The sequence below is a fragment of the Streptomyces sp. CB02009 genome (assembly GCF_001905825.1).
GTDB lineage: Bacteria > Actinomycetota > Actinomycetes > Streptomycetales > Streptomycetaceae > Streptomyces.
In genome coordinates, this window is record NZ_LIVV01000002.1 from 533564 (window position 1) to 559477 (window position 25914).

The 25914-nt window shown below is 74.7% G+C and carries 22 protein-coding genes; 16 read left to right on the forward strand and 6 right to left on the reverse strand.

Translation table 11 applies throughout. From position 1 onward, the window contains the following. The first annotated feature begins 197 nt into the window (after positions 1-197). Positions 198-821 (forward strand): fasciclin domain-containing protein, encoded by a 624-nt coding sequence (locus AMK27_RS09805; RefSeq protein WP_073904782.1) that lies wholly within the window; start codon positions 198-200, stop codon positions 819-821. On the opposite strand, the gene AMK27_RS09810 is transcribed toward AMK27_RS09805, so the two are convergent. Both AMK27_RS09810 and AMK27_RS09815 read right to left on the reverse strand, forming a co-directional pair. Beyond that, positions 814-2949: an MMPL family transporter gene (locus AMK27_RS09810; protein ID WP_073904784.1), complete on the reverse strand. Its 2136-nt coding sequence runs from the start codon at positions 2947-2949 to the stop codon at positions 814-816. The genes AMK27_RS09805 and AMK27_RS09810 overlap by 8 nt on opposite strands. 182 nt (positions 2950-3131) lie before the next feature. Next, the gene (locus AMK27_RS09815; RefSeq protein ID WP_073904785.1) at positions 3132-3626 is read right to left on the reverse strand and encodes a MarR family winged helix-turn-helix transcriptional regulator; all 495 of its coding nucleotides are present in this window, start codon (positions 3624-3626) and stop codon (positions 3132-3134) included. A 133-nt stretch (positions 3627-3759) separates the two neighbouring features. Here AMK27_RS09815 and AMK27_RS09820 point away from each other — a divergent pair, with 133 nt between their 5' ends. After that, a complete protein-coding gene (locus AMK27_RS09820; RefSeq protein ID WP_241847403.1) occupies positions 3760-5556 on the forward strand; it encodes an SDR family oxidoreductase in 1797 nt (598 codons plus the stop codon). An 86-nt stretch (positions 5557-5642) separates the two neighbouring features. Beyond that, positions 5643-7016, forward strand: a complete 1374-nt coding sequence (locus tag AMK27_RS09825) for a cryptochrome/photolyase family protein (protein WP_073904787.1) — start codon at positions 5643-5645, stop codon at positions 7014-7016. A 96-nt stretch (positions 7017-7112) separates the two neighbouring features. On the opposite strand, the gene AMK27_RS09830 is transcribed toward AMK27_RS09825, so the two are convergent. Beyond that, positions 7113-8102, reverse strand: a complete 990-nt coding sequence (locus AMK27_RS09830; RefSeq protein ID WP_073904788.1) for a MerR family transcriptional regulator — start codon at positions 8100-8102, stop codon at positions 7113-7115. A gap of 134 nt (positions 8103-8236) precedes the next feature. Between AMK27_RS09830 and AMK27_RS09835 the strand changes: the two genes are divergently transcribed. The 13 genes from AMK27_RS09835 to AMK27_RS09895 all read left to right on the forward strand — a co-directional run bounded on the left by AMK27_RS09835 (position 8237) and on the right by AMK27_RS09895 (position 23326). Then, entirely contained in the window at positions 8237-8872 is a 636-nt protein-coding gene (locus tag AMK27_RS09835) for a sigma-70 family RNA polymerase sigma factor (protein WP_073904790.1), read from the forward strand. Between the two features lie 220 nt (positions 8873-9092). After that, on the forward strand, positions 9093-10757 hold the full coding sequence (locus AMK27_RS09840; protein WP_079188322.1) for a molybdopterin-dependent oxidoreductase: 1665 nt from the start codon (positions 9093-9095) through the stop codon (positions 10755-10757). Between the two features lie 73 nt (positions 10758-10830). After that, positions 10831-12954, forward strand: coding sequence for an ATP-binding protein (locus tag AMK27_RS09845; protein WP_079188323.1), 2124 nt, complete (start codon positions 10831-10833; stop codon positions 12952-12954). A 198-nt stretch (positions 12955-13152) separates the two neighbouring features. Next, on the forward strand, positions 13153-14313 hold the full coding sequence (locus AMK27_RS09850; protein ID WP_073904793.1) for a sulfite oxidase: 1161 nt from the start codon (positions 13153-13155) through the stop codon (positions 14311-14313). A gap of 287 nt (positions 14314-14600) precedes the next feature. Further along, entirely contained in the window at positions 14601-15431 is an 831-nt protein-coding gene (gene nadE, locus AMK27_RS09855) for an ammonia-dependent NAD(+) synthetase (protein WP_073904794.1), read from the forward strand. A gap of 113 nt (positions 15432-15544) precedes the next feature. Beyond that, positions 15545-15934 (forward strand): VOC family protein, encoded by a 390-nt coding sequence (locus AMK27_RS09860; RefSeq protein ID WP_073904796.1) that lies wholly within the window; start codon positions 15545-15547, stop codon positions 15932-15934. A gap of 103 nt (positions 15935-16037) precedes the next feature. Next, complete coding sequence (locus AMK27_RS09865) at positions 16038-16718, forward strand: ABC transporter permease (protein ID WP_073905925.1); 681 nt, start codon at positions 16038-16040, stop codon at positions 16716-16718. 91 nt (positions 16719-16809) lie between these two features. Continuing rightward, complete coding sequence (locus AMK27_RS09870; RefSeq protein ID WP_073904797.1) at positions 16810-17484, forward strand: ABC transporter permease; 675 nt, start codon at positions 16810-16812, stop codon at positions 17482-17484. Between the two features lie 23 nt (positions 17485-17507). Beyond that, positions 17508-18449 carry an ABC transporter substrate-binding protein gene (locus AMK27_RS09875; protein WP_198955852.1) on the forward strand — a complete coding sequence of 314 codons (942 nt, stop codon included), beginning with the start codon at positions 17508-17510 and terminating at the stop codon, positions 18447-18449. 179 nt (positions 18450-18628) lie between these two features. After that, positions 18629-20113: a cellulase family glycosylhydrolase gene (locus AMK27_RS09880; RefSeq protein WP_073904799.1), complete on the forward strand. Its 1485-nt coding sequence runs from the start codon at positions 18629-18631 to the stop codon at positions 20111-20113. 76 nt (positions 20114-20189) lie between these two features. After that, the gene (locus tag AMK27_RS09885; RefSeq protein ID WP_073904801.1) at positions 20190-21497 is read left to right on the forward strand and encodes an alpha/beta fold hydrolase; all 1308 of its coding nucleotides are present in this window, start codon (positions 20190-20192) and stop codon (positions 21495-21497) included. Between the two features lie 147 nt (positions 21498-21644). After that, on the forward strand, positions 21645-22577 hold the full coding sequence (locus AMK27_RS09890; protein WP_073904803.1) for an SIS domain-containing protein: 933 nt from the start codon (positions 21645-21647) through the stop codon (positions 22575-22577). Beyond that, positions 22574-23326 (forward strand): PIG-L deacetylase family protein, encoded by a 753-nt coding sequence (locus AMK27_RS09895; protein ID WP_073904805.1) that lies wholly within the window; start codon positions 22574-22576, stop codon positions 23324-23326. Before AMK27_RS09890 ends, AMK27_RS09895 begins: the two co-directional genes overlap by 4 nt. Positions 23327-23351: 25 nt before the next feature. On the opposite strand, the gene AMK27_RS09900 is transcribed toward AMK27_RS09895, so the two are convergent. The 3 genes from AMK27_RS09900 to AMK27_RS09910 form a co-directional block, all read right to left on the reverse strand. Next, positions 23352-23852 (reverse strand): GNAT family N-acetyltransferase, encoded by a 501-nt coding sequence (locus tag AMK27_RS09900; RefSeq protein ID WP_073904807.1) that lies wholly within the window; start codon positions 23850-23852, stop codon positions 23352-23354. Positions 23853-23924: 72 nt separating this feature from the next. Then, entirely contained in the window at positions 23925-24704 is a 780-nt protein-coding gene (locus AMK27_RS09905) for a VOC family protein (RefSeq protein WP_073904809.1), read from the reverse strand. Between the two features lie 216 nt (positions 24705-24920). Beyond that, complete coding sequence (locus AMK27_RS09910) at positions 24921-25880, reverse strand: NAD(P)/FAD-dependent oxidoreductase (RefSeq protein WP_073904811.1); 960 nt, start codon at positions 25878-25880, stop codon at positions 24921-24923. Between the last annotated feature and the right edge of the window lie 34 nt (positions 25881-25914).

A 25914-nucleotide genomic window follows, 5' to 3' on the forward strand; every position in this document is an offset into this window, starting at 1 on the left:
GCGTACAGGAGGTGTTCGGAGCCGACGGCCCGGTGGACGGGTCGCGGCGGAAACATTTCCGCACGGCTCGGCCGGTCCGGGCGCGGCAGCCCGTCCTCATCACTCCTTCGGGTGAGGGAAGCCATCCGGACGCAGCGGCACGCCGAATGCCCGCTGAGGGGCCGCCGACCGGTGGACCCGAAGCCCCAGGAGTGATCATGAACACCCAGACCTTCCGTCGTGCCTCCGTCGCCGTGACCGCCGCCGTGCTGCTGCCGCTGGGCCTGACCGCCTGTTCCGGCGAGGAGAGCGGCGACGGAGCGGCGGCCCCGGCGGCGGCCTCGTCGACGGCGGCCGGCACGACGGCCGACGGCCCCTTCGGCCCCGGGTGCGCGTCGGTGCCGAAGGAGGGCGCCGGTTCCTTCGACGGCATGGCCAAGGACCCGGTCGCCACGGCCGCATCGAACAACCCGGAGCTGTCGACGCTGGTCACCGCCGTCAAGCAGGCGGGTCTCGTGGACACGCTGAACAACGCCGAGAACATCACGGTGTTCGCGCCGACCAACGCCGCCTTCGCCAAGATCCCGAAGGCCGACCTGGACAAGGTCCTCGCCGACAAGGCGATGCTGACGGACATCCTCACGTACCACGTCGTGGGCCAGAAGCTCACCCCGAAGCAGCTGGAGAACGGCTCCTTCACGACCCTCCAGAAGGGCCGGCTGACCACCCAGGGCTCCGGCGAGTCCTTCACCGTCAACGAGTCCGCGAAGGTGGTCTGCGGCAACGTCCCCACGGCCAACGCCACCGTCTACATCGTCGACACGGTGCTGATGCCTAAGTAGCGGAGGCGTTCTTCCGGGAGGCACCGCCCTCCGGCCCCGGCCCCGTCGCCGTCCGGCTCAGCCTGCCGGGCCACCACGCGACGGGGCCGAGGTCCCGTACGAGCGCGGGCACGAGCAGCGAGCGGACGACGAGGGTGTCGAGGAGGACGCCGAACGCCACGATGAAGGCGATCTGCACCAGGAAGGCGAGCGGGATGACGCCCAGCGCCGCGAATGTGGCGGCCAGCACCACACCGGCCGAGGTGATGACACCGCCGGTCGCGGTCAGTCCGCGCAGCACGCCCTCGCGGACCCCGTGCCGCAGCGACTCCTCCCGCACCCGGGACATCAGGAAGATGTTGTAGTCCACGCCGAGTGCGACCAGGAACACGAATCCGTAGAGCGGGACCGAGGAGTCCGTGCCGCTGAAGCCGAAGACGTGCTGGAAGACCAGGGCCGAGACCCCGAGGGTGGCGAAGAAGTTCAGGGCCACCGTGGCCACGAGCAGCAGCGGCATCAGGAGCGAGCGGAGGAGGACCACGAGGATGGCCAGGATGACGGCGAGCACCACCGGCACGATCAGCATCCGGTCGCGCTCGGCGGTCCGCTGGGTGTCGTACCGCTGCGCCGTGTACCCGCCGACGAGGGCGTCCGCCCCCGGCACCGCGTGCACCGACGTGCGGAGCCGGGCGACCGCCGCCGCGGCCGCGTCGCTGTCCGCGGCGTCGGTCAGCGTGACGTCGATCCGGACCCGTCCGTCGACGACCAGCGGGGCTCCGGCCCCGGGCCGGCCGGAGGCGGTGACGGCCGCGGCCGAGTCGACTCCCTCGACCGCCTCGGCCGCCGAGGTCACCCGGGCCGCCGCGGCCGCGTCGGCGATCACGATCGCCGGGTTGCCGGCCCCGCCGGGGAAGTGCCGGCCGAGCGCCTCCTGCGCGGCGACGGAAGGGGCGTCGTTGACGAAGATCTCGTCGAGCGGCACGCCCTTGGACTCCAGGAGCGGGGAGAAGGCGGCGCAGGCGAGCAGTCCGGCGAGCGTCGCCGCCCACACCTTGCGGGGAGCGCGGTCGACCAGCGAGGCCACGCGGCGCCAGATCCCGTGGCCGCCGCCCTCGGACTCGGACGGGCGGGGCTTGGAGGGCCAGTACGCGGCGCGGCCGAGCAGCACCAGGACGGCGGGCAGGAAGGTCAGCGTGCTCAGCACGGCGCAGACGATGCCGATGGCGCCCACCGGGCCCAGGGCCCGGTTGTTCGTCAGATCGCTGAACAGCAGGGCGAGCAGGGCGAGGGCCACGGTGGCCGCGCTGGCCGTGATGGGACCGGCGGACTGGCGCAGCGCCGCGCGCATGGCCGGGACGCGCTCGCCGTCACGGCGGGCGAGCTCCTCGCGGTAGCGGGCGGCGAGGAGCAGTGCGTAGTCGGTGGCGGCGCCGATGACCAGGATCGACAGGATGCCCTGGACCTGTCCGTCGACCCGGACGACGTCGTGGTCGGCGAGCACGTACACCACGGCGCAGGCCAGGGCGAGCGAGAGCACCGCGCCGACGATGATGATCAGGGGGAGCAGCACACTGCGGTACACGAGCAGCAGGATGAGCAGCACCGTGACCAGGGCGACCGCGAGCAGCAGCCCGTCGATGCCGGCGAAGGCGTCCGACAGATCGGCCTGTGTGGCGGCGGGGCCGGCGAGCCACACCGTCGTCCCGGGCACGGCCGAGGCCGCCCGGTCGATCTCCGCGAGGGTGGGGGCGAGCTCGTCGCCGAGATCGGGGCGGAGCTGGACGACTCCGCGCAGCGCCTCCCCGTCCTCGGAGGGAAGGGCCGGGCTCGGGGCGCCCACGACGCCCGGCTGCCCGGTGAGCGTGGCCAGCGCGCGCGTGGCCGCGGCGCGTGTCTCGGGACCGAGCGGCGCGCCGCCGGGCGAGGTCCAGACCACGAGCGCGGGGAGCGTCTCGTCCTGGCGGAAGGCCCGCTGGGCCTCGATCACCCGGGTGGACTCGGCGCTGCGGGGGAGGAAGGCGGCCTGGTCGTTGGTGGCGACCTCACCGAGCTTTCCCGCGTACGGACCGAGCCCGCCGCCGACGGCGAGCCAGAGGACGAGCAGGACGAGGGGCAGCAGACGTGCGGCCCATCGTGCGGGGCGTGGCATGCGGACTCCAGGGAAGGGGTCTCTCGACACGGACGAAGTCTCTCAAGGAGAAAGAATCTCAATGATTGAGAGAGATTGAAGCACGGAGAGGGCGAGCGAGGGTGCAGGGGGTGCCGGGGGCTCGCCGGAGGGAGACATCGGCGGTGCGCGACCGGCGGGCGTCGCACGGCCCCGGAGCCGGGTCAGCGACGCGGGACGGTCAGATCGCCGAGCTCCTCGTTCAACGCCTCCAGGAAGCGCACGGCCACGGCCAGCTCCTCCGCGTCGAACCGCAGCCGGGCCCGCTCCGCCGCCTGCGCCAACGGCATGAAGTAGCTGCGCGCGGCGGCCCTCGCCCCCTCCACGTAGTGCACATGGACGACCCTGCGGTCGGCGCTCTCCCGGGAGCGCCGGATGTGCCCGGCCCGTTCGAGCCGGTCGAGGCAGGCGGTGACCGCACCCGAGGTCAACCCCAGGTGCTCCCTCAGCCGACCCGGGGTCAGCGGCTCCGGACTGTCCAGTACGACGGAGAGCGCCTGCACGTCCGTGGGATGCAGTCCCTGCGCGAGCGCGAAACCATGGACCAGTCGGTTGATCTCGCCGTTCGTCCGCCGCAGCGCGCGGGCGAAGCTCTGCGCGTCACCCGGCACGCGCCGGGGCGCGGTCCCACCGGTCTCGGGTTCCTCTGTACTGGCCACACGATCAGCCTATAGAAACCGGCCGCTGCATCCACGGCGGCCGCCCCTCCGGAAGTGAACCGGAGGAAGCCGGACCCCCGACCGGCGGGGGAGCGCGGCGGACACCACTCCTCCAGCGGAACGGAGCAGATCCATGAGCGACGCGTCAGGGCAGGAGGCCCCGGCACCGCTGTGCCTGGTCACCGGCGCCAGCGGCTACATCGGCGGCCGCCTCGTCCCGGACCTCCTGGAGGCCGGCTTCCGGGTGCGGTGCCTGGCCCGCACCCCCGCGAAACTGCGCGACCACCCCTGGGCCGGGGAGGTGGAGATCGTCCGGGGCGACGTCACCGACGCCGAGAGCCTCGCTCCCGCCTTCCGCGACGTCGACGTCGCGTACTACCTGGTGCACGCCCTGGGCGCCGGGCAGGGCTTCGAGCGGACCGACCGCACCGCGGCCGAGAACTTCGCCCGGGAGGCCCGCGCCGCCGGCGTCGGACGCCTCGTCTACCTCGGCGGCCTCACCCCCCGCGACGTGCCCGACGAAGAGCTCTCGCCGCACCTGCGGTCCCGGGCCGAGGTGGGCCGCATCCTCCTGGAGTCCGGGGTCCCCACCACGGTGCTCCGCGCCGCCGTCATCATCGGCTCCGGCTCGGCCTCGTTCGAGATGCTCCGCTACCTCACCGAACGCCTGCCCGTGATGGTCACCCCGAGCTGGGTCCGCACCCGGATCCAGCCGATCGCCGTCCGGGACGTCCTGCGCTACCTGGTCGGCAGCGCGCGGATGCCCGCCGAGGTCAGCCGGGCCTTCGACATCGGCGGCCCGGACATCCTCACGTACCTCGGGATGATGCGCCGCTACGCCGAGGTCGCCGGACTGCCCCGGCGGCTCATCTTCCCGGTGCCGGTCCTGACCCCCCGGCTGTCCAGCCACTGGATCGGCCTCGTCACCCCGGTGCCCCGGTCCATCGCCCGCCCGCTGGCCGAGTCGCTCCGCTACGAGGTCGTCTGCGGCGAGCACGACATCGCCGACTTCGTGCCGGACCCGCCCGACGCCCCCCTCCCCTTCGAACGGGCCCTCGCCCTCGCCCTCCAGCGGGTCCGCGAGGCGAGGACGACCACCCGCTGGTCCTCCGCGTCGGTGCCCGGCGCGCCCAGCGACCCCCTGCCCACCGACCCCGACTGGGCGGGCGGCAGCCTCTACACCGACGAGCGAGACCTCACCGTCGGCGCGTCACCGCAGGCACTGTGGAAGGTCGTCGAGGGCGTCGGCGGCGAGAACGGCTGGTACTCCTTCCCGCTGGCCTGGGCCGTCCGCGGCTGGCTCGACCGGCTCGTCGGAGGCGTCGGTCTGCGCCGCGGCCGGCGCGACGCCCTGCACCTGAGGGCCGGCGACTCGCTGGACTTCTGGCGGGTGGAGGAGATCGAACGGGGCCGGCTGCTGCGGCTGCGCGCCGAGATGAGGCTCCCCGGCCTGGCCTGGCTGGAGATGTACGCCGAGCGCGACGAGGACGGGGAGACCCGCTACCGGCAGCGGGCCCTGTTCCACCCCCACGGCCTCGCCGGGCACGCCTACTGGTGGAGCGTCGCGCCGTTCCACGCCGTGGTCTTCGGCGGCATGGCCCGCAACATCGCGCTGACGGCGGAGGCGAGCGAGGCGAACGAGGCGGGCAAGGCGAAAGAGGCGAAAGTGGCGGGCGAGGCGGACGGGACCGCGGGCCCGCCGCCGAAGTCCGGCGCGTCGCCCGCGTCCGGCGCGTCGCCGGGGTCCGAGGCGTCACCCGCGTCCGGCGCGTCCGAGGCGTCAGCCGCGTCCGGCCCGTCACCCGGCTCGTCGTCCCCCTCCGGGTCGTCCCCCTCCGGGTCGTCCCCCTCCGGGTCGTCCCCCCGGACCGGCTCCACGTCCGCGTCGACCCGGGCACCCGCATCCGGCTCGCCCCCACGGGGCGAATGACCTCCGCACGCGTCACATCAGTACAGCGACCCACCGGGCCGGCACCTCGCCGGGCCGGCCGGTCACCCCATGCCAGGAGCGGTGCCATGAACGTCTCGGTCGTCCTCTTCACCTCGGACCTCCGCGTCCACGACCATCCGCCGCTGCGCGCCGCGCTGGGCCGGGAGAACCAGGTCGTCCCCCTGTTCGTACGGGACCCGGCCGTGGCCCGCGCGGGCCACGGGGCGCCGAACCGGGACGCGTTCCTCGCGGACTGCCTCGCCGCCCTCGACACCGGACTGCGCGAGCGCGGCGGCCGGCTCGTGGTGCGCTCGGGCGACCCCGTCGCCGAGGTGTGCGCGGTCGCCCGCGAGGCCGGGGCCGACGACGTCCACATGGCGGCCGGGCTCAGCGGGTTCGCCCGGCACCGTGAGGACAGGCTCCGCCACGCCCTTGAGGCGGACGGGCGGCGCCTGCACGTGCACGACGCCGTCGTCACCGCCCTGCCCGCCGGCGCCGTGACACCGGACGGATCCGACCACTACGCCGTCTTCACGCCCTACTTCCGCCGCTGGTCGCGCGAACGGCTGCGCGAGCCGATCGCGGCCCCGCGAGTGGTCCGGACGCCCCCGGACATCCGCTCCGAGGACCTTCCGGCCCGCGCGGACGTCCCCGCCACCTCCGAGGGTCTCGCCGGCGGCGGTGAGGAGGAGGGCCGGAAGCGGCTCGCCGCCTGGCTGGCACGGGGCGTCGACGCGTACGAGGAAGGCCACGACGACCTCGCGGGCGACGCGACGTCCCGCCTCTCGCCGTACCTCCACTTCGGCGCCGTCTCGGCGACCGAGGCCGTCCACCGGGCCAGGTCGCGCGGCGGGGCGGGCGCCGAGGCGTTCGTACGCCAGCTCTGCTGGCGCGACTTCCACCACCAGGTCCTCGCCGCACGCCCCGACGCCGCCGCGGACGACTACCGCACCCATCACGACCGCTGGCGCCGCGGAAAGGAGGCGGACGCCGACCTCCGGGCCTGGCGCGAGGGCCGGACCGGCTACCCCGTCGTCGACGCCGCGATGCGGCAACTCGCCCACGAGGGCTGGATGCACAACCGGGGGCGGCTGCTCACCGCCTCCTTCCTGACCAAGACCCTGTACATCGACTGGCGCGAGGGAGCGCGGCACTTCCTGGACCTGCTGGTCGACGGCGACGTCGCCAACAACCAGCTCAACTGGCAGTGGATGGCCGGCACGGGCACCGACAGCCGCCCCAACCGGGTGCTCAACCCGGTGATCCAGGGAAAGCGGTACGACCCGGACGGCGCGTACGTACGGCGATGGGTACCGGAACTCGCCGGGATCGACGGCCCCGCGGTCCACGAGCCGTGGAAGCTGCCCGGGCTCGAACGGGCCCGGTACGACTACCCGGACCCCGTGGTCGACCTCGCCGACGGCCTCGCCCGCTTCCGGAGCGCCCGCGGCAAGGACTAGGGGTGTCTTGCCGATCAGGCCCGTCCGGCCCGGGTTTGACGGGAGCTCCGGGCCCGCACCGGACGGGAACTCCGGGCCCTGGCCGAACGGTTCCGCTCAGGAGCCTCCCGGGACGGCGGCCGCCCCCTCGCCGTCCCGTGCGGCGACGCACAGACCGCGCAGCAGGGACAGGGCCTCCCGCAGACCCGTGGGGCGCAGCATGCCGGGCCCGGGCGTCCGGCCCGCCCAGCCGGGACCCGTGAGGAGGACCGCCGTCCGGGACCGGGCGCCCCTGACGCCCCACGAGGTGTCGGCGACATGGCGCGCCAGGGGGTGGTCCGCCGTCGAGCGCGCCTGGGCCCAGAGCACCACCGCGGCAGGACCCGTCCTCCGTACCGCCTGGGCGAGTGCCTCCGGCGGTACGGCCGCCCCGAACATCAGGGTGGGGACCCCGAGTTCGGCCAGCCCCGCGGCGAGCGCCTCCAGGGGCAGGGTGTGCTGCTCCTGCGGCACGCAGGCGAGCAGGGCCGGGGGAGTACCCGTCTCCGAGGCCCTGGCACGGCCCGCCGCGCCGACCCGGCGCAGCGCCGTCGACACGTGCCATGACAGCAGGTGCTCCACCTCGACGTAACGGTCCTCCGAGGTCTCCCACTTGCGGCCCACGGCGTGCAGGGCCGGCGCCAGCACCTCCTCCCAGGCGGTGACCAGGCCGTACCGCGCGATCGCGGACTCCAGCAGCGCGTCCATGGCCTCCGAGTCCAGCCGGACGGCCGCGCGGCCCAGGCCCCGCAGCTCCCGCCGGACGTCGTCCAGGGCCGCTCCGCGGGCGGCGGGCGGGGCGGGCACCTCGTCGGCGGCGGGCACGGCGGGCCCGGCTCCGGCCCGGGCGGACCGGGCCGCCTCCGCCGGAGGGACTCCGGCGGCGGTCAGCCGGCACATCTCCTGGAGGACCGCGATGTCGTGCGGGCCCCACCGTCGGTGCCGGCCGCTCTCATGGGCGGCGGGGCCGATGCCGTAGCGCCGATCCCAGGAGCGCAGGGTGGTGGGCGCCACTCCCAGGCGGCGCGCGACCGCGCCGCTGGTGAGACCCGGTGAGGGTTCCGTCATAGGTCCACGATACGACGCACAACCGTTGCGAATGGTGCGGCTGCCGTGCCGGGACGGAGCCTTTGGGGGTGCCCCGCGAGGGGACCACGCCCGCCGACCGGACTCCGCCGGTCCCGGCCAGAGGAGCAGTCGCCATGACCGCACTGAGCGTCGAAGCCCGGCCCCCGCTCCCGAGCGAGCCGCGGCCCCTGTCCGACCGAGAGGTCGCCGACGGGTTCGTACGCGGCGACGAGCACTGTCTGGCCGTCGCCCACGCCCGGTGGCACGGCCTCGTCCACGCCCTCGCCGCCCGCACCCTCGGCGACGCCAGGGAGGCGGAGGACGTCGGCCAGCAGGTCTTCCTCGCGGCCTGGCGGGGCCGGGCCGGCTACCGGCCGGAGCGCGGTCCGTTCCCCGGCTGGCTGGTCGGCATCACCCGCCGGAAGATCGCCGACGCCCTTGCGGCGCGCACCCGGCGCCGGGATCTGGTGGTCGCGGTGGGCGAGCGGCTGTCCCCCGACGGCCTGTCCGCCCCGGACCCCGACCGGGTCCTCGAACGGATCGTGGTCACCGGCGAGCTGGCGAAGCTGCCCGCCGCGCAGCGCGAGGTGCTCGCCATGGCCTTCTACGGCGACCTCACCCAGGTCCAGATCGCCGAGCGCACGGGAATGCCGCTCGGCACCGTGAAGAGCCATGCGCGCCGCGGCCTCGACCGGATGCGCCGCTCCCTGAACGAGGCGCCGGGCGGACGCGCGGCCACGGCCGCCCAGGCCACCGCCGGCGCGGCGTGACCCGTCCGGGGGCCCAGCCGCCGGGCTGCCGTGCTCCCGCGCCGCCGGGCTGCCGGGCTGCCGGGCCCCGCGCCGTCGGGCCTCCGCGCTGCCGGGCCCCGCGCCGCCGGGCCTCCGCGCTGCCGGGTTGCCGTGCCCCCACGCGCCGCCGGGCCCCGGCGCTGTCCACCGTCCAGGTGAATCGGCACATCCTGAGCTCTGCTCCTGCCGAATGAGGAGCATGACCCTCTCCGACTCCGAGCCCCCCGGCGGGCCCACCCGCACGGACCGACTCCTCGCGGCCGTCGGCGGCCTGGTCGCCGGGTACGTCTCCCTCGCCGTCGCGGACCTCGCCGCGTACTGGGTACGGCCCGAGGCGAGCCCCGTGACCGCCGTCGGCGGCAGCGTCGTCGACCGGACGCCCGCGGCCGTCAAGGAGTGGGCGATCCGTGAGTTCGGCGAGAGCGACAAGGCCGTCCTCCAGCTCGGCATCCTGATCGTCCTCGGGGTCCTTGCCGCCGGGATCGGGCTCCTCGCGCTGCACCACCGGCTGCTCGGCTCCGCGGCCGTCGGTGCCTTCGGCGTCCTCGGCGCCCTCGCGGCCGTGACCCGGCCCGACTCGGACTCCGCGCTCGACGCCGTGCCCTCACTGGTGGGTGCCGCCGTCGGAGCGGCCCTGCTGTACGCCCTGACCGGCATCCTGGCCCGGAGGGCGGGGACGGGGTCGGAGGCCGCCCGCGCCGACCGCAGGGCCTTCCTGATCGCCGCCGGCTCCGCCGGCCTCGTCGCGACCGCGGCCGCCGCTCTCGCCAGGGCGGTCGGCAGCCCCGTCGAGGAGAATGCCGCCGCCTCCCGCGCGGCCCTCCGGCTGCCCCGGCCCGCGTCCCCCGCGCCGGCCGTACCCGCCGGAGCCCAGCTCCGGGTCCCCGGCATCAGCCCCTTCGTCACCCCCAACCGCGACTTCTACCGCGTCGACACCGCGCTCGTCGTCCCCCGGGCCGACGCCGACCGGTGGCGGCTGCGCGTCCACGGCGAGGGCGTCCGGCAGGAGCTCACCGTCACCCTGCGGGAGCTCATGACCCGGCGGATCGTGGAGCGGGATATCACCCTGGCCTGCGTCTCGAACGAGGTCGGCGGCCCGTACGTCGGCAACGCCCGCTGGCTCGGCGTGTCCCTCGCCGACCTCCTGCGCGAGGCGGGCGTCCGGCCGCCCTCCGCCGGCGGCCCCGCCGACCAGCTGGTCGCCCGCTCCGTCGACGGCATGACCATCGGCACCCCGGTCGAGCAGGTCATGGACGGCCGCGACGCCCTCCTCGCCTTCGGCATGAACGGCGAACCCCTGCCCTTCACCCACGGCTTCCCCGTCCGCATGGTCGTCCCCGGCCTCTACGGGTACGTCTCCGCCTGCAAGTGGATCGAGTCGATCGAACTCACCGCCTTCGCCGCCTACGACGCCTACTGGGTCCCGCGCGGCTGGGCCGCCCAGGCCCCCGTCAAGACCGAGTCCCGCATCGACACCCCCCGCGCCTTCGCCCGGCCCGCCGCCGGCACCGTCATGGTCGCCGGGGTCGCCTGGGCCCAGCACCGGGGCATCCGCCGGGTCGAGGTACGGATCGACGACGGCGCCTGGCAGGACGCCCGTCTCGGCACCGAGGACAGCAGCGACACCTGGCGCCAGTGGCTGCACCCGTGGCAGGCGACGCCGGGCCGGCACACCCTCACCGTCCGCGCCACCGACGGCACCGGCGCCACCCAGCCCGAGGAGCGCACCGGCACCATGCCCGACGGCGCCCAGGGCTGGCACTCCGTCGTCGTGACCGTCGGCGGGGACGACCGTCCCGCCCGAAGTGAAGGACCGGTGACGGTCGCGGGGGCTGGCGGTGACGGTCGAGGTGCGGCATCGTGACGGTCGGGAGGGTGGCACCGCGCCGGTCCGGCCGTCGTAACGAACCGGTGCCGACCACCCGTTCGTCGCTCTCATGAGGGAGACTGCTCCCGTGCGTGGACATCTGCCGGACGAGAACCCCGGTTTCGTGGGGCGCCGCACGGAACTGGAGCGGATATCCGCCGCGTTGGCGGAGCACCGCCTCGTCACCGTGACCGGCGTCGGGGGAGTCGGGAAGACCCGGCTCGCGCTGCGCGCCGCGCACCGCGCCGCCGACGGGTACCCCGACGGCGCCTGGTGGACCGACCTCAGCCCGCTCGACGGCGACCGGCTCCTCGTCGCCCTCGTCGCCGACTCGGTCGACCTCTCCGACCACACCCCCGGCATGGCGACCACCGGACTCTGCCACCGGCTCGCCGACGACCGCCTGCTGCTCGTCCTCGACTCCTGCGAGCACCTCGCCGAACCCTGCGCGCGGCTCGTCGCCGAACTCCTCGCCGCCGCACCCGGACTCACCGTCCTGGCCACCAGCCGGCGTCCCCTCGGCGTCGAGGGGGAGCAGGTCGTCCACCTCGACCCGCTGCCGCCGGCCGGGGGCGACGCCCTGGAGCTGCTCCGCAGGGCCGCGGGCGAGGAGTTCACCGCCGCCGGCCCGGCCGGCGAGATCTGCGTACGCCTCGAAGGCATCCCGCTCGCCCTGGAACTGGCCGCCGCCCAGATCCGCCTCCAGGGCGCCGAAGCCGTCAGGGACCAGCTCGGCACCCGCTTCGACGCCCCGCCCTCCGCCCGCTTCGAGCTGCTCGCGCACACCGAGCGGGTATGGCCGAGCCGCCACCAGACCCTGCGGGCCGCCATCGGCTGGAGCCACGAGCTGAGCGCCCCGCTCGAACGCCTCCTCTGGGCCCGGCTCTCCGTCTTCCGCGGCCCCTTCGACCTGGCGTCGGCGACCGCCGTCTGCATCGGCGGCCCACTGAACCGGGCGACCCTCCCGGGAGCCCTCGACGGGCTCGTCCGCGCCTCCGTGGTCCGCCCGCCGGACGCCGCCGGCCGGCTGCGGATGCTCGACACGATCCGCGCGTACGGGGCGACCTGGCTGGACCGGACCGGCGAGACCGGCACCGTCGCCGACCGCCACGCCGCCCACTTCCGGGGGCTCGCGCGGCGGGGCGAGGCCGACTGGCACGGCGCGCGCCAACTCCGCTGGTACCGGACCGTCGACGCCCACCACACCGACCTGCGCACCGCCCTCGACCGGTTGCTGCGGACCGACCCCGACGCCGCCCTCGACCTCATCGGCTCGGTCGCCTTCGCCTGGTCCTGCCGGGGGCGGCTCCGCGAGGCCCGTGACGGCCTCGAACAGGCCCTGCTCCTGAGCGGCGCGCGCGGCCGCACCCGGGCCCGCGCCCTGTGGGCGCTCGGTGTCACCCTGGTGCTGCAGGGGGAGTTCGGCCCCGCGCAGGACGTCAGCGAACGCTGCGCCCGGGAGGCCCGGCACACGGAGTACACGGAGTACGCGGAGGGCTTGGAGGACGCCGACGGTGCCGGGCGCGCGGGCCACCACGGCCGACCCGGAGACCTGACCCTCGACGCCGCCGCCCTCGCCGGGCTCCTCGCCCTCACCACCGGCCGTCCGATGGCCGCGCACATCGTCGTGGGCCATGTCCTCGACGCCGCCAGGGGCGGTCCCGCCGACTCCGCCGCCCGGCTCCGCTGCCACCTCGTCCGGGTGTTCGCGCTGACGGGCCTCGGCCGGCTCGGCGAGGCCCGCGACCGGGCGCTGGCCCTGCGGGACCTGTGCGAGGAGCTGGACGAGCACTGGACGCGGACGGCCCTGGAGTACCAGCTCGCCCTCACGGGCCTCCTGGAGGGCGACCCCGCGACGGCGGCGGGGCACGCGCGCGCGATGCTCGAAGGCACCCGGGGCCTCGGCGCCAGCCTGGGGGTGGCGCTCGGGCTCGACGTCCTCGCCACGGCGCTCGCGGCGGCGGGTGACGGCGAGCGGGCGGCCGACGTCTCGGGCACGGGGGAGGCGTACTGGCGCTCCACCGGCCAGCCCCGTCGCGGCCTGCCCGGCCTGCGGGCGCTGCACGAGAAGTACACGGACACGGCCCGCGCGACGATCGGCGAACCGGCCTACGAGGAGATCTTCGTGCGCGCCCTCACCGGACTTCCCCAGGACGGCCTGGACCGAGCCCTGCGGAGCCCTCGCCAGGCCTGAGGCACCGCGCTCGGCACGGGCCGTCCGGCACCCGTCCGGCACTCGGGTACCCGTCGGGGACCCGCCCGAGCCTCGTCGGCGATGCGCCGGGGACCCGCCCAGGCCCCGTCCGCGATCCGTCCGGGACTCGTTCAGGACCCGCCCGCGACCCGTCCGTGCCGAGGTGCCGGGCGCCGGGCCGCGGCGCACCATGAGGGCATGGACGGATCCCTGAGCGGTCTGAGTGACATCAGCACCCCGGGACGCGTGGCCGGGCCCGACGAGGGCGTCTCGGCGCAGGAGTTGGCCCTCGCCGCCCGCAACCACGGGCTGCCCCTGGAGGCGCTGCGCTACGACGTCACGCCGCCCGGCCTGCACTACGTCCTCGTCCACTACGACATCCCCGACACCGCCGCAGACGGCTGGCGGCTCCGTGTCGGCGGCCGGGTGCTGCGGGCCCTCGACCTCGGCCTCGACGAGCTCCGCTCCCGGCCCTCCGCCACCCGCCGGGTCACGCTGGAGTGCGCCGGGAACGGACGGGCCAGGCTGTCGCCCCGGCCGGTCAGCCAGCCCTGGCTCGTCGAGGCCGTCGGAACGGCCGACTGGACCGGTGTCCCGCTGGCCGCGCTGCTCGCGGAGGCGGGTGTCGCGGAGGACGCCGTCGAGGCGGTGTTCACCGGCGCCGACCACGGGGTGGAGCGGGGCGTGGAACAGGACTACCGGCGGAGCCTCCCCCTCACGACGGCCGCCGACCCGGCCCGTGACGTCCTCGTCGCGTACGCCATGAACGGAGCGCCCCTGCCCCCGCAGCACGGCAGTCCGCTCCGACTGGTCGTCCCTGGCTGGTACGGCATGGCCCACGTGAAGTGGCTCCGCGACATCACGCTCACCGACACCCCGTACACCGGGTTCCAGCAGGCCGTGGCCTATCGCGTACGGCAGGAGCCCGGGGAGCCGGGAGAGCCCGTCACACTCATCGCGCCCCGGGCCCTGATGGTGCCGCCCGGATTCCCCGACTTCATGTCGAGGACCCGCGTGGTCCGCCCCGGCCCCGTCCCGCTCACCGGCCGTGCCTGGTCGGGCCACGGGCCGGTCATCCGTGTCGAGGTGAGCGAGGACGGCGGGGCGGCCTGGACCGAGGCGGAGCTCGTACGGGACCCCGCGCACCCCTGGGCGTGGTCCGCCTGGCGGACCACGTGGACGGCGACCCCCGGCCTGCGCCATCTGACCGTGCGGGCCACCGACGCGGAGGGCCACGTCCAGCCGGTCGTGGAGCCCTGGAACCGCGGCGGGTTCGCCAACAACCTCGTCCAGCGGGTCGAGGTCCTGTGCACCCCGGAGGCGGCCCCGGACGCGCCGCCCGGTGCGCCCGGGCCCTGATGCCGCTCGCGCCGCCCGGTCCCGACCCGGGACACGAGGCCGGCAACGCCTAGGCCCGTGGCGCCTGCGTCCTGACCCGGTACACGAGGCCCGCGACGCCGAGGCCCGTGGCGCCCAGGCCCTGACGCCGCTCGCGCCGCCCCGCTGCCCGTGACGCCCGCGTCCCGCCCCCCCCCGGACTGAGCCCCCGAGGCGACCCGGGCGGTGCGGCCGGGGCAGGGCGACGGGCCGCCGCCCCGGTGCGTAGAGTCGACCTCGCACCACCTGCACCCGACGAGGAGACCTCCGTGACCGACCCGGCGTCCACCGCCCTCCAGCAGCAGATCGCCCGGGACCTCCAGGTGGCCGAGACCTTCGACCCGCGGGCCGAGATCGAGCGCCGCGTGGCCTTCCTGACCGAGCGCCTCACCTCCACCGGCCTGCGCTCCCTCGTCCTCGGCATCAGCGGCGGCGTCGACTCGACCACCGCCGGACGCCTCTGCCAGCTCGCCGTGGAGCGGGCCCGCGCCGCCGGACACGAGGCCACGTTCTACGCGATGCGGCTGCCGTACGGCGTGCAGGCCGACGAGAAGGACGCGCAGACCGCGCTCGGCTTCATCCGTGCCGACGAGGTCCTCACCGTGGACGTCAGGGCCGCCAGCGACGCGGCCCTGGAGGCCGCCCTCGCCGGCGGCGTCGCCTTCCGCGACGCCCACCACCAGGACTTCGTACAGGGCAACATCAAGGCCCGGCAGCGGATGATCGCCCAGTACGCGGTCGCCGGCGCCCACGACGGGCTCGTCGTCGGCACCGACCACGCCGCCGAGGCCGTCTCCGGCTTCTTCACCAAGTTCGGCGACGGAGCCGCCGACGTCGTCCCGCTCACCGGACTGACCAAGCGGCGCGTCCGCGCGGTCGCGGCCGAGCTCGGTGCCCCGGCCGAGCTGGTCTGGAAGACCCCCACGGCCGACCTGGAGACGCTGGACCCGGGCAAGCCCGACGAGGACGCCCTCGGGGTCACGTACGACGACATCGACGACTTCCTGGAGGGCAAGCCGGTCGCCGAGGCCGCCTTCGCCACGATCGTGCGCCGCTACGAGCTCACCGAGCACAAGCGGCAACTGCCGATCGCGCCCTGAGCGCCCCGCGCCCCGGGCCCGCGCCCCGGGCCCGCGGCCTGAGCGGCGGGCGGCGGACACTCGGCGGATCCTGGAAGGGGCGCCCGGAACGGGGCCCCGGAAAGGAGCACGCCATGTTCGGCGACACCCCGGCATTCAGCGGTTTCTCGGTCGACGACCTGGACGCCGCCCGGCGCTTCTACGGCGACACCCTCGGCCTCGAGGTGGGCGAGGAGGGGCAGGACGACATGCGGATGCTCTTCCTCACCCTGGCGGGCGGGGCCAAGGTCTTCGTCTATCCCAAGGACGACCACACCCCCGCCTCCTTCACGATCCTCAACTTCGCGGTCGACGACATCGACCGGGCCGTGGACGACCTGACCGGGCGCGGAGTGACCCTGGAGCGCTACGAGGGATTCGAGGCCGACGCGAAGGGCGTCGTCCGGGTCGACGGCGGACCGGCCATCGCGTGGTTCACGGACCCGGCGGGGAACGTCCTGTCGGTGCTCCAGGAGAGCAGCTGACCCAGGGGGCGCCGGGGCGGCGGTGCGACCGTCCGGCACCGTCCGCGCCCCCGAACGGACCGGCCCGCGTGCGCGGCGGGCCCGTACCGCCTCGAATGGGAGGGTGATCGCTCCGCCCGACGACTGCCTCGCCCGCAACGAGTGGCTCTGCGGCGCCTATCTCTCCACCCGGAGCGAGATCCTCGCCGACGCCGTCGTCCAGCACCTCCAGCTGACGGCCGTCTCCGTCGCCCTCGGCCTGGTGCTCGCCCTCCCCCTCGCGATCGCGGCCCGCCGGTGGCGCTGGGCGGCCGGGCCGGTCCTCGGGGTCACCACGCTCCTGTACACGATTCCGGCGCTCGCGATGTTCTCGCTGCTCCTGCCCGTCTACGGACTGTCCGCGGCCCTGGTCGTCGCCGGCCTCGTCCTGTACTCCCTCACGCTCCTCGTCCGGAACATCCTGGCCGGACTCCGGGCCGTTCCCGAGGAGACCCGCCAGGCCGCCCGCGGCCTCGGATACGGTCCGGTCAGGCTGCTGCTCGCCGTCGAGCTGCCGCTCGCGGTGCCCGCCGCCATGGCCGGCCTCAGGATCGCCACCGTCTCGGCCGTCTCCCTCGTCACGATCGGGGCGATCGTCGGCCACGGCGGACTCGGCAACCTCATCTACGCCGGCATGAACACGTTCTTCAAGGCCCAGGTGCTCACCGCCTCCGCGCTGTGCGTCGTGATCGCGGTCGCCGCCGACCTGCTCCTCCTCGGCGCGCAGCGGCTGCTCACCCCCTGGACCCGGGGGCAGTCCGCATGACCACGACTCCGACCCGGGGCAGGCCGCATGACCACGACTCCGACCCGGGGGCAGCCCGCATGACCACCACTCCGACCCGCGGGCGGCCCGCATGACCACCCTCGCCGACGCCTGGTCCTGGCTCACCACCTCCGCGCACTGGTCCGGCGAGAACGGCATCGGGCACCGGCTCGCCGAGCACCTCCTCCTCACCGTCGTCTGCCTGGCCATCAGCTGTGCGATCGCCCTGCCCGTCGCCCTCGTCCTCGGACACCTGGGCAAGGGCGGCGCGCTCGCCGTGAACCTGTCCAACGTCGGCCGTGCCGTGCCCACCTTCGCCGTCCTCGTCCTGCTCCTCCTCAGCCCGATCGGCTCGTACGGCCCGTGGCCGACGATCATCGCGCTCGTGCTGTTCGCCGTGCCCCCGCTGCTGACCAACGCGTACGTGGGGATGCGCGGCGTCGATCCCGACGTCGTACGGGCCGCCCGGGGCATGGGCATGACGGGCCGCCAGACCCTGACCCTGGTCGAGGTGCCGCTCGCGCTGCCGCTGATCCTCACCGGTGTGCGGATCGCCGCCGTCCAGCTCGTCGCCACCGCCACCGTGGCCGCGCTCGCCGGCGGCGGCGGGCTCGGCCGGATCATCACGGCCGGGTTCAACCTCGCCTCCACCCCGCAGGTCGTCGCCGGAGCGTGCCTCGTCGCCGTCCTCGCGCTGCTCGTGGAAGGGGTCTTCGAGGGCGTCCAGCGCCTCGCCCCCGCGGGCGTGCGGGGGAGCGGCCGGTGAGCGGAGTGCCCCGTCCGCCCCGGATCGCCGCGCCCGGTCTTGTCCTGGCGGCCTGCGTCCTGCTCGGCGGCTGCGCCGCCGGACCCTCGCTGGAGGCCCAGGGAGAGGTCACGGCGCCACCGGGGGACAGCCGCCGGCTGACCGTCGGCTCGGCCGGGTTCACCGAGAGCGACCTGCTGGCCCAGATGTACGCCCTGCTCCTCGAGGACGCCGGGTACGGTACGAAGATCCTCTCCGTCACCAACCGCGAGCTGTACGAACCGGCCCTGGAGCGCGGTCAGATCGACGTCGTGGCGGAGTACGCGGCGACCTTCGCCGACTGGCTGAACGCCAAGGCCAACGGGGCGGACGCGCCGACCGTCGGCTCGCCCGACCTGGACGCGACGATGAAGGCCCTCCGCGGGCTGGCCGCCCCGCGCGGGCTCACCGTCCTCGACGCGGGCGGGGCCGTGGACCAGAACGCCTTCGCCGTCACCGCCGAGTTCGCGGCCGAACACCGGCTCAGGACCCTCAGCGATCTCGGCGCCACCGGCCTCCCCATCCGGCTCGCGGCCGGTGACGAATGCGTCCGGCGGCCGTACTGCGCGCCCGGTCTGCGCGAGGTCTACGGCATCGACATCACCGCCGTCGACCCCAAGGGCGTCGGTACCACACCGGCCAAACAGGCCGTCCAGAACGGCCAGGACCAGCTGGTGCTCACCACGACCACCGATGCCACGCTCGACGAGTTCGGGCTCGTCCTGCTCGCCGACGACAAGCACCTGCAGAACGCCGACCACATCGTCCCCGTCGTCAACCGGGCCCGCGCCGGCGGCGATCGCGTCACCCGGGCGCTGTCGCGTCTCAACACCGTCCTGACCACGGCCGATCTGGCGCGGCTCAACGAACAGGTGGACAGCTGGCGCCGCCTGCCGGAGGACGTGGCGAGGAACTATCTCGTGGCGAAGGGGCTCGTCCCGCGCTGAGTCCGGAGGCCCGTCGCCGTCAGCCCGTTGAACTGCGTCTCTTGTCATGACCCTTGCGAGGCGGATCGCGACCCTGCTATTCATCCGTTAGGAAAGTTTCCTTCCAGTCCAGGGTGGCGCCCACGTCACCCTTCCCCGGCCTTCCCCAAGGCCTCGTTCGTCGTTCCGTGGAGACCCCCATGACTTCGGCACGATCCGCACGACCCCGCACCCGCACCGGCCGACGGCCCGACGTCCGTCGCCTCGCCGCCGCCGGAGCCGCCCTCGGCGCGCTGCTCCTCGGCCTCGCCGTCACCCCGCCCACCGCGACCGCCGCCCCCGTCACCCACGAGGCGGAGACGGCCACCGTCTCCCAGGGCGCCGTCGAGTCCAACCACACCGGGTTCACCGGCAACGGATTCGTCAACTACGACAACGCCCGCGGCAGTTACGTCCAGTGGAACGTCAACGCCGCCCAGGCGGGCCCCGCGACCCTCACCCTGCGCTACGCCAACGGCACCACCACCGACCGCCCCATGGACATCGCCGTCAACGGCACCGTCGCCGCCTCCGGCAGGTCCTTCGCGGGCACCGGAGCCTGGACCAACTGGGCGACCACCACCCTCACCACCACCCTCAAGGCCGGCGCCAACACCATCCGCGCCACCGCCACCACCGCCAACGGCGGCCCCAACGTCGACCACCTCAAGGTCGACGGCGCCACCACCCCGCCGCCCACCGGCACCACCCCCGCCGCCGTGAACGGCCAGCTCAAGGTCTGCGGCACCAAGCTCTGCAACACCCACGGCAAGCCGATCCAGCTGCGCGGCATGTCCAGCCACGGCACCCAGTGGTACAGCCAGTGCCTGACCGGCGGTTCGCTCGACGCCCTCGCCAAGGACTGGAACGCCGACGTCCTGCGCGTCTCCACCTACGTCCAGGAGGAGGGCTACGAGACCGACCCGCGCAAGTACACCGACCTCGCCCACTCCCTCATCGAGCAGGCCACCGCGCGCGGCCTGTACGTGATCGTCGACTGGCACATGCTCGACCCGGGCGACCCGCACTACAACCTCGCCCGCGCCAAGACCTTCTTCACCGAGATCGCCCAGCGCCACGGCGCCAAGACCAACCTGCTGTACGAGATCGCCAACGAGCCCAACGGCGTCGCCTGGTCCCGCATCAAGAGCTACGCCGAGCAGCTCATCCCGGTCATCCGCGCCAAGGACGCCGAGACCCCGATCCTCGTCGGCACGCGCGCGTGGTCCTCGTTCGGAGTCTCCGACGGCGCCGACGAGTCCGAGGTCGTGTCCAACCCCGTGAACGCGGCCAACATCATGTACACCTTCCACTTCTACGCGTTCTCGCACCGCGACGAGTACCTGAACACCCTCTCCCGCGCCGCCGACAAGCTGCCCGTCTTCGTCACCGAGTTCGGCACCCAGAACTACGCCGGCGAGGGCGGCAACGACTTCGCGATGTCGCAGCGGTTCCTCGACCTGATGGCCGCCAAGAAGATCAGCTGGGTCAACTGGAACTTCTCCGACGACGAGCGCAGCGGCGCCGTCTTCAAGACCGGCACCTGCGCCTCCGGCGGCCCCTGGGCGGGCACCGGCCAGCTGAAGCCCGCCGGCGTCTGGATCCGTGACCGCGTCAGGACGGCGGACGACTTCCCGACCTCCTGACGCCCCTCCTCCGGTACGCCCCCGCCATGTGATCCACTGTCCTGGCGGGGGCGTACCGAACAGGAGCAGGAACAGCGTGACCACCTACCGGCAGCCGGGACTCGTCCTCACCGACCACCGCTTCCCCGTCCCCCTCGACCACGCCCGCCCCGACGGCGAGCGGATCGAGGTCTTCGGCCGTGAGGTCGTCGCGAGCGGCAACGCCGGCCCCGGCCGCGAGCAGCTCCCCTGGCTGGTCTACCTGGAGGGCGGTCCCGGCTTCGGCGCCCGCCGGTTCATCGGCCCGCAGGCCTGGCTCGGCCGGGCCGTCCAGGAGTTCCGCGTCCTCCTCCTCGACCAGCGGGGCACCGGCCGCTCGACCCCTGCCAACCGCCAGACCCTGCCGCTCCGCGGCACCCCCGCGGAGCAGGCCGACTACCTCGCCCGCTTCCGCGCCGACGCGATCGTCGCGGACTGCGAGCTGATCCGCCGCCGGCTCACCGGCGGCGCCCCCTGGACCGTCCTCGGCCAGAGCTTCGGCGGCTTTTGCGCCACCCACTACCTCTCGGCCGCGCCGCAGGGCCTGGAGCGGGTCCTGATCACCGGCGGTCTGCCCTCCCTGCACGCCACCGCCGACGAGGTCTACCGCGCCGCCTACCCCCGCATCCGGCGCAAGAACGAGGCCCACTACACCCGCTACCCGCAGGACGCCGAACGGGCCCGCGCCGTCGTCGCCCACCTCCTCGACCACGAGGTCACCCTGCCCGGCGGCGGCCTGCTCACCGCCGAGGCCTTCCAGTCCCTCGGCATCCTCCTCGGCTCCGGCGAGGGCACCCACCAGCTCCATCTGCTCCTGGAGGGCGCGTTCCTCCCCACCCCCGGCGGACCCGCGCTCGCCGACGCCTTCCTGGAGCAGGTCCAGGCCCACCTGTCGTACGCCGGACATCCCCTCTACGCCGTGCTCCACGAGGCCATCTACGCCCAGGGCGAGGGACCCACCGACTGGGCGGCCGAGCGGGTCCGCGCCGAGCACCCCGACTTCGACGCCCGCGCCGCGCTCGCCGAGGGACGGCCGCCGCTTTTCACCGGCGAGACCGTCCACCCCTGGCACTTCACCACCGACCCCGCCCTGCGCCCGCTCCGCGAGACGGCGGAACTCCTCGCCGCCCGCACCGACTGGACCCCGCTGTACGACCCCGAGCGCCTCGCCGCCAACCGGGTCCCGGTCGCCGCGGCCGTCTACCACGACGACATGTACGTGGACACCGGCCACTCCCTCGACACCGCGCGCGCGATCCGCGGTCTGCGCACCTGGGTGACGGACGAGTTCGAGCACGACGGGGTGCGGGCCGGGGGACCGCGCGTCCTGGACCGGCTGCTCGCGCTCTCCCGCGACGAGACCTGACCGCCCGGGCGAGGACGGCGCGCCGCCCGGCGGCGGCGCGCAAAAGTCCAAGGGTCGGACCGCCCCCGCTCATGGAGTGCACCGGACGGGAGCCGGTACAACTCGGTCCTGGCCCCGTGCGGGGCCGGCCGAGGAGAGGACCCGGACATGAGCACCCACGTCAGCGCGGAGATCGCCGGCCAGCCGGACTGCTGGCGCCGCGCCGCCGAGATCGCCGACCACGACGCCGCCCTGCTGCCGGCCCGCGGCGAGCGGGTGGCGGTGGTCGGCTGCGGCACCTCGTACTTCATCGCCCGCGCCTACGCGGCGCTGCGCGAGTCCCTCGGCGCGGGTGAGACCGACGCGTTCCCCGCCTCCGACTCCACGCCGCTCGGGCGCGGTTACGACCGCATCGTGGCCCTCACCCGCTCCGGCACCACCACGGAGGTCGTCCAGCTCCTCGCCGGAGCGGCGGGCCGCATCCCGACGCTCGTCCTCACCGGAGTGCCCGGCAGCCCCGCGGGACGGCTCGCCGACCGGGTCCTCGACCTCGGCTTCGCCGACGAACGCTCCGTCGTCCAGACCCGGTTCGCGACCACGGCGCTCCAACTCCTGCGTGCGGGGCTCGGGGTGGACCTGGGGCCCGCCGTCGCCGACGCCGAACTCGTCCTCTACGAGCGGCTGCCCGCCGCGTGGGAGCGGCGCGGTCAGTTCACCTTCCTCGGCACCGGCTGGACCGTCGGCCTCGCCGACGAGGCCGCCCTCAAACTGCGCGAGGTGGCCCGCGTCTGGACGGAGTCGTACGCGGCGATGGAGTACCGCCACGGCCCGATCAGCATCAGCGACCGGTCCAGCCTCGTGTGGTGCCTCGGCCCCGCCCCCTCGGGACTCAAGGACGAAGTCGAGTCCACCGGCGCCCTGTTCGCTGCCGACGCGATCGACCCGGTGGCCGCGCTGGTCCGCGCCCAGCGGCTCGCGGTCGCGCTGGCGGTACGCCGCGGACTCAACCCCGACCGGCCCAGGAACGTCTCGCGCTCGGTGATCCTTTCCGGAGCGTTCCGCCCGACCGCGTCGGAGGCCGCCCGTATCCTGCGATCATGACCGGAACCGATGTCAACGACCTCACGGAGATGCCCGGCGACTGGCAGCGCGCCCTCGCCGTCGTCGCCCACCCCGACGACCTGGAGTACGGCTGCGCGGCGGCCGTCGCCGCCTGGACGGACGCGGGGAAGGAGGTGGCCTACGTCCTCGCGACCCGCGGCGAGGCCGGGATCGACACGATCGCCCCGGACGCCTGCGGTCCGCTGCGCGAGCGGGAGCAGCGGGAGAGCGCCGCGGTCGTCGGAGTGGACACGGTGGAGTTCCTCGACCACCGCGACGGCGTGATCGAGTACGGGCTCGGTCTGCGCCGCGACATCGCGGCGGCGATCCGCAGGCACCGGCCGGAGCTCGTCATCACCCTCAACCACCGCGACACCTGGGGCGGGGGCCCCGGCGCCCCCTGGAACACCCCCGACCACGTGGCCGTGGGCCGGGCGACGCTCGACGCGGCGGGGGACGCGGGCAACCGCTGGATCTTCCCCGAGCTCGTCGACCAGGGACTGGAGCCCTGGAACGGGGTGCGCTGGGTGGCGGTCGCCGCGTCCAGCACCCCGACCCACGCGGTGGACGCGGCCCCGGGCCTGGACCGCGCGATCAGCTCACTGCTCTGCCACCGCGCCTACATCGAGGGCCTGACGGACGAGGACCCGGAGCAGTACGTCCGGACCTTCCTCACCGCGGCGACGAGCCGGGCGTCCGACCGCTTCGGCGGCCGGCCGGCGGTGGCCTTCGAACTCTTCGGTCGCTGACGGACCGGGGGACGTCACCCCGGCCTCAGGGACGGCGCGTCAGCACGCGGGTGGTGCTGCCGTCATCCTCCGTGAGGTCCCGGACGTGCGCGAACCCGATCCTGCCGAGCAGCCTCAGCGAAGCGGTGTTGGCTGCGGCCACGGTGGCGTGCACCTCGGCCAGCCCGAGCGTGCCGAAGCCGTGGCCCACGAGGGCCTCGGCCACCTCCGTACCGAGCCCCGAACCCCAGGCCGCCGGCGCCAGCGCGTACACGATCTCGTGCCCGCCGACGTCCTCGGACGGCTTGATCTCGGCATGCCCGACGAGCACCCCCTCCCGGCGCACCGCCCAGACGGCGAACAGCTCCCGCGCGTAGACCTTGCTGAAGATCCGCCCGAACAGGGCCCGGTCGTCCTCCTCGGACGCCGTGCCGTCCCCCATCCACACCGACACCCGCGGATCCTGGAAGAGGGCGATGAACGCCTCTTCGTCCGCGGGGACGTAGGGCTCCAGCAGAAGGCGCTCGGTGCGCAGCGTCGGCATCACGAACGGCGACGCTACCCACCGGGCACGGACCGGGCAATCGACTTTCGAGGGTGGGGGAGCGGTGCCGCCGGGTCAGCCCATCGGGGCCGGCTTCAGGATCGCGAAGGCCGCGCCGGAGGGGTCGGCGAGCCAGGCGATGCGGCCCACGTCGGGGATGTCGGCCGCGGGCATCAGGACCGAACCCCCGTTGCCCTGGGCCGCCGTGACGATCGCGTCCGCGTCCTCCACGTCGAAGTACACGATCCAGCGGGGGCCCTCGTTCGTGTCCTGGAGTTCGGCCGCGCCGCCGAAGGAGGCGTCCTGCTGGTCCCCGTCGGCGGTGGACACGACCTGGTACTTCATGCCGGGCGCGTCCATCTCCGCCGTCCGCCAGCCGAACAGCGTCCGGTAGAAGGCCAGGGTGCCCTCCGGGTCCGGCGTGTGCAGCTCCACCCAGACGAGGGTGTTCGTCGAGGACGTGCGGTCGAGGCCCTTGGTCGTGCCGGGCTGCCAGATCGCGAACCGCGCGCCGCCCGGGTCGGTGAGGGCGGCCGCCCGGCCCGCGTCCATGATGTCGATCGGCGCGAGGCGTACGGCTCCGCCCGCCGACTCGGTGTCCTTCGCCGTGGCGTCCGCGTCCGGGGTGTGGAAGTACACGGTCCAGGCGCTGTTCGCGCCCTCCTCGGTGAGCGGTCCGAGCGCGGCGACCGTCCTGCCGTCCTGCTGGAAGAAGCCGTACCCGCCGGCCTCGGGGCCCGCCGAGCGGAACTCCCAGCCGAAGACGGCGGTGTAGAAGGCGGCCGCCGCCTCCGTGTCCGGGCTGCCGAGGTCGATCCAGCAGGGAGAGCCCTTGGTGAACTGCGTACCGAGCATGGGAGGTGTCCCGTCCTTCCGTGAGCCGTCGTCCGTGTGCGTGCCGTGCTTGCCGGGTGCCCGGTGCGCGGTGCCGGGTGCCGGGTGCCGGGTGCCGTGCGCCGTGGCCGGCGGAGGCGGACGGGTGGGTGCAGAGGAGCGTTCGTCCGCCGTTTCCGGCCACCGTGACCGATCCTCGTCCCTCTGCCCCCGCGGCGCAGCCTCAACCGCCGCGGTTCATCCGACCGGCCGACCGGCCGCCCTCTCCTCCAGGTCGCCGAAGACCAGCTCGCTGTTGAGCGCGGCCGCGGCCCGGTAGCCCCGGCTCACCGCGTTGACCACCTGTTCCTGCGGACCCGTCACGTTCCCGGCCGCCCACACGCCCGGCACGCTCGTCCGCCCCACCTCGTCGACGACCACGAACTCCCCGAACGGGGTCTCGCGCAGCTCCGCGCCCAGCTGCCGCAGCACTCCGTCGCGGGCGGCCAGGCGGGTGGCCGCCGCGAAGACCACCGAGCGGGCCACGGTCCGCCCGTCGGCCAGCCGCACCCCGGTCAGCCGGTCGTCCTCGACCGCGACGCCCACCACCTCGCCCCGCTCGACCCGGACGCCCGCCGTGTCCAGGAGCGCCGCCTCGTGCTCCGACGGCTCGGCCGAGGTGTGCAGGAACAGCGTCACGTCCTTCGACCAGTGCGCCACCATCAGCGCCTGGTGCGCGGGCATCGTCGGATGCGCGATCACCCCGAAGGCCTCGTCGCGGACCTCCCAGCCGTGGCAGTACGGGCAGTGCAGCACGTCCCGTCCCCACCGTTCGGTCAGTCCGTCGATCACGGGCAGCTCGTCGACGAGGCCGGTGGTGACGACGAGCCGCCGGGCGCCGACCGTCTCCCCGTCCGCCAGGGTGAGGACGAACCCGCCGTCCCCGTCCGCCGCCGCGACCGTCACCTCGCCGGTCCGCAGTTCGACCCCGTACCCGGCGATCTCGGCCCGCCCGGCCGCCAGGTAGTCGGCCGGGCTCATGCCGTCCCGGGAGAGGACGCCCTGCATGTGCGCGGTGGGCGCGTTCCGCGGCCGGCCGGCGTCGACGACCAGGGTCCGGCGCCGCGACCGGCCCAGCAGCAGCGCGGCGCTGAGTCCCGCCGCGCCGCCGCCGATCACGACGGCCTCGTAGGTGTTGTTCTCCAGGTGTGCGTTCATGGTCCGAGCGTCACCCGGGCCCACCGGATGAGCA

Bases quoted from the DNA above. Each gene is read 5' to 3' on its own strand.
- AMK27_RS09895 (WP_073904805.1), top strand. From the start codon at position 22,574: ATGACCGGAACCGATGTCAACGACCTCACGGAGATGCCCGGCGACTGG.
- AMK27_RS09805 (WP_073904782.1), top strand. From the start codon at position 198: ATGAACACCCAGACCTTCCGTCGTGCCTCCGTCGCCGTGACCGCCGCC.
- AMK27_RS09840 (WP_079188322.1), top strand. From the start codon at position 9,093: ATGACCCTCTCCGACTCCGAGCCCCCCGGCGGGCCCACCCGCACGGAC.
- AMK27_RS09905 (WP_073904809.1), bottom strand. From the start codon at position 24,704: ATGCTCGGTACGCAGTTCACCAAGGGCTCTCCCTGCTGGATCGACCTC.
- AMK27_RS09830 (WP_073904788.1), bottom strand. From the start codon at position 8,102: ATGACGGAACCCTCACCGGGTCTCACCAGCGGCGCGGTCGCGCGCCGC.
- AMK27_RS09880 (WP_073904799.1), top strand. From the start codon at position 18,629: ATGACTTCGGCACGATCCGCACGACCCCGCACCCGCACCGGCCGACGG.
- AMK27_RS09860 (WP_073904796.1), top strand. From the start codon at position 15,545: ATGTTCGGCGACACCCCGGCATTCAGCGGTTTCTCGGTCGACGACCTG.
- AMK27_RS09835 (WP_073904790.1), top strand. From the start codon at position 8,237: ATGACCGCACTGAGCGTCGAAGCCCGGCCCCCGCTCCCGAGCGAGCCG.
- AMK27_RS09850 (WP_073904793.1), top strand. From the start codon at position 13,153: ATGGACGGATCCCTGAGCGGTCTGAGTGACATCAGCACCCCGGGACGC.
- AMK27_RS09890 (WP_073904803.1), top strand. From the start codon at position 21,645: ATGAGCACCCACGTCAGCGCGGAGATCGCCGGCCAGCCGGACTGCTGG.
- AMK27_RS09870 (WP_073904797.1), top strand. From the start codon at position 16,810: ATGACCACCCTCGCCGACGCCTGGTCCTGGCTCACCACCTCCGCGCAC.
- AMK27_RS09825 (WP_073904787.1), top strand. From the start codon at position 5,643: ATGAACGTCTCGGTCGTCCTCTTCACCTCGGACCTCCGCGTCCACGAC.
- AMK27_RS09845 (WP_079188323.1), top strand. From the start codon at position 10,831: ATGAGGGAGACTGCTCCCGTGCGTGGACATCTGCCGGACGAGAACCCC.
- AMK27_RS09820 (WP_241847403.1), top strand. From the start codon at position 3,760: ATGAGCGACGCGTCAGGGCAGGAGGCCCCGGCACCGCTGTGCCTGGTC.
- AMK27_RS09810 (WP_073904784.1), bottom strand. From the start codon at position 2,949: ATGCCACGCCCCGCACGATGGGCCGCACGTCTGCTGCCCCTCGTCCTG.
- AMK27_RS09910 (WP_073904811.1), bottom strand. From the start codon at position 25,880: ATGAACGCACACCTGGAGAACAACACCTACGAGGCCGTCGTGATCGGC.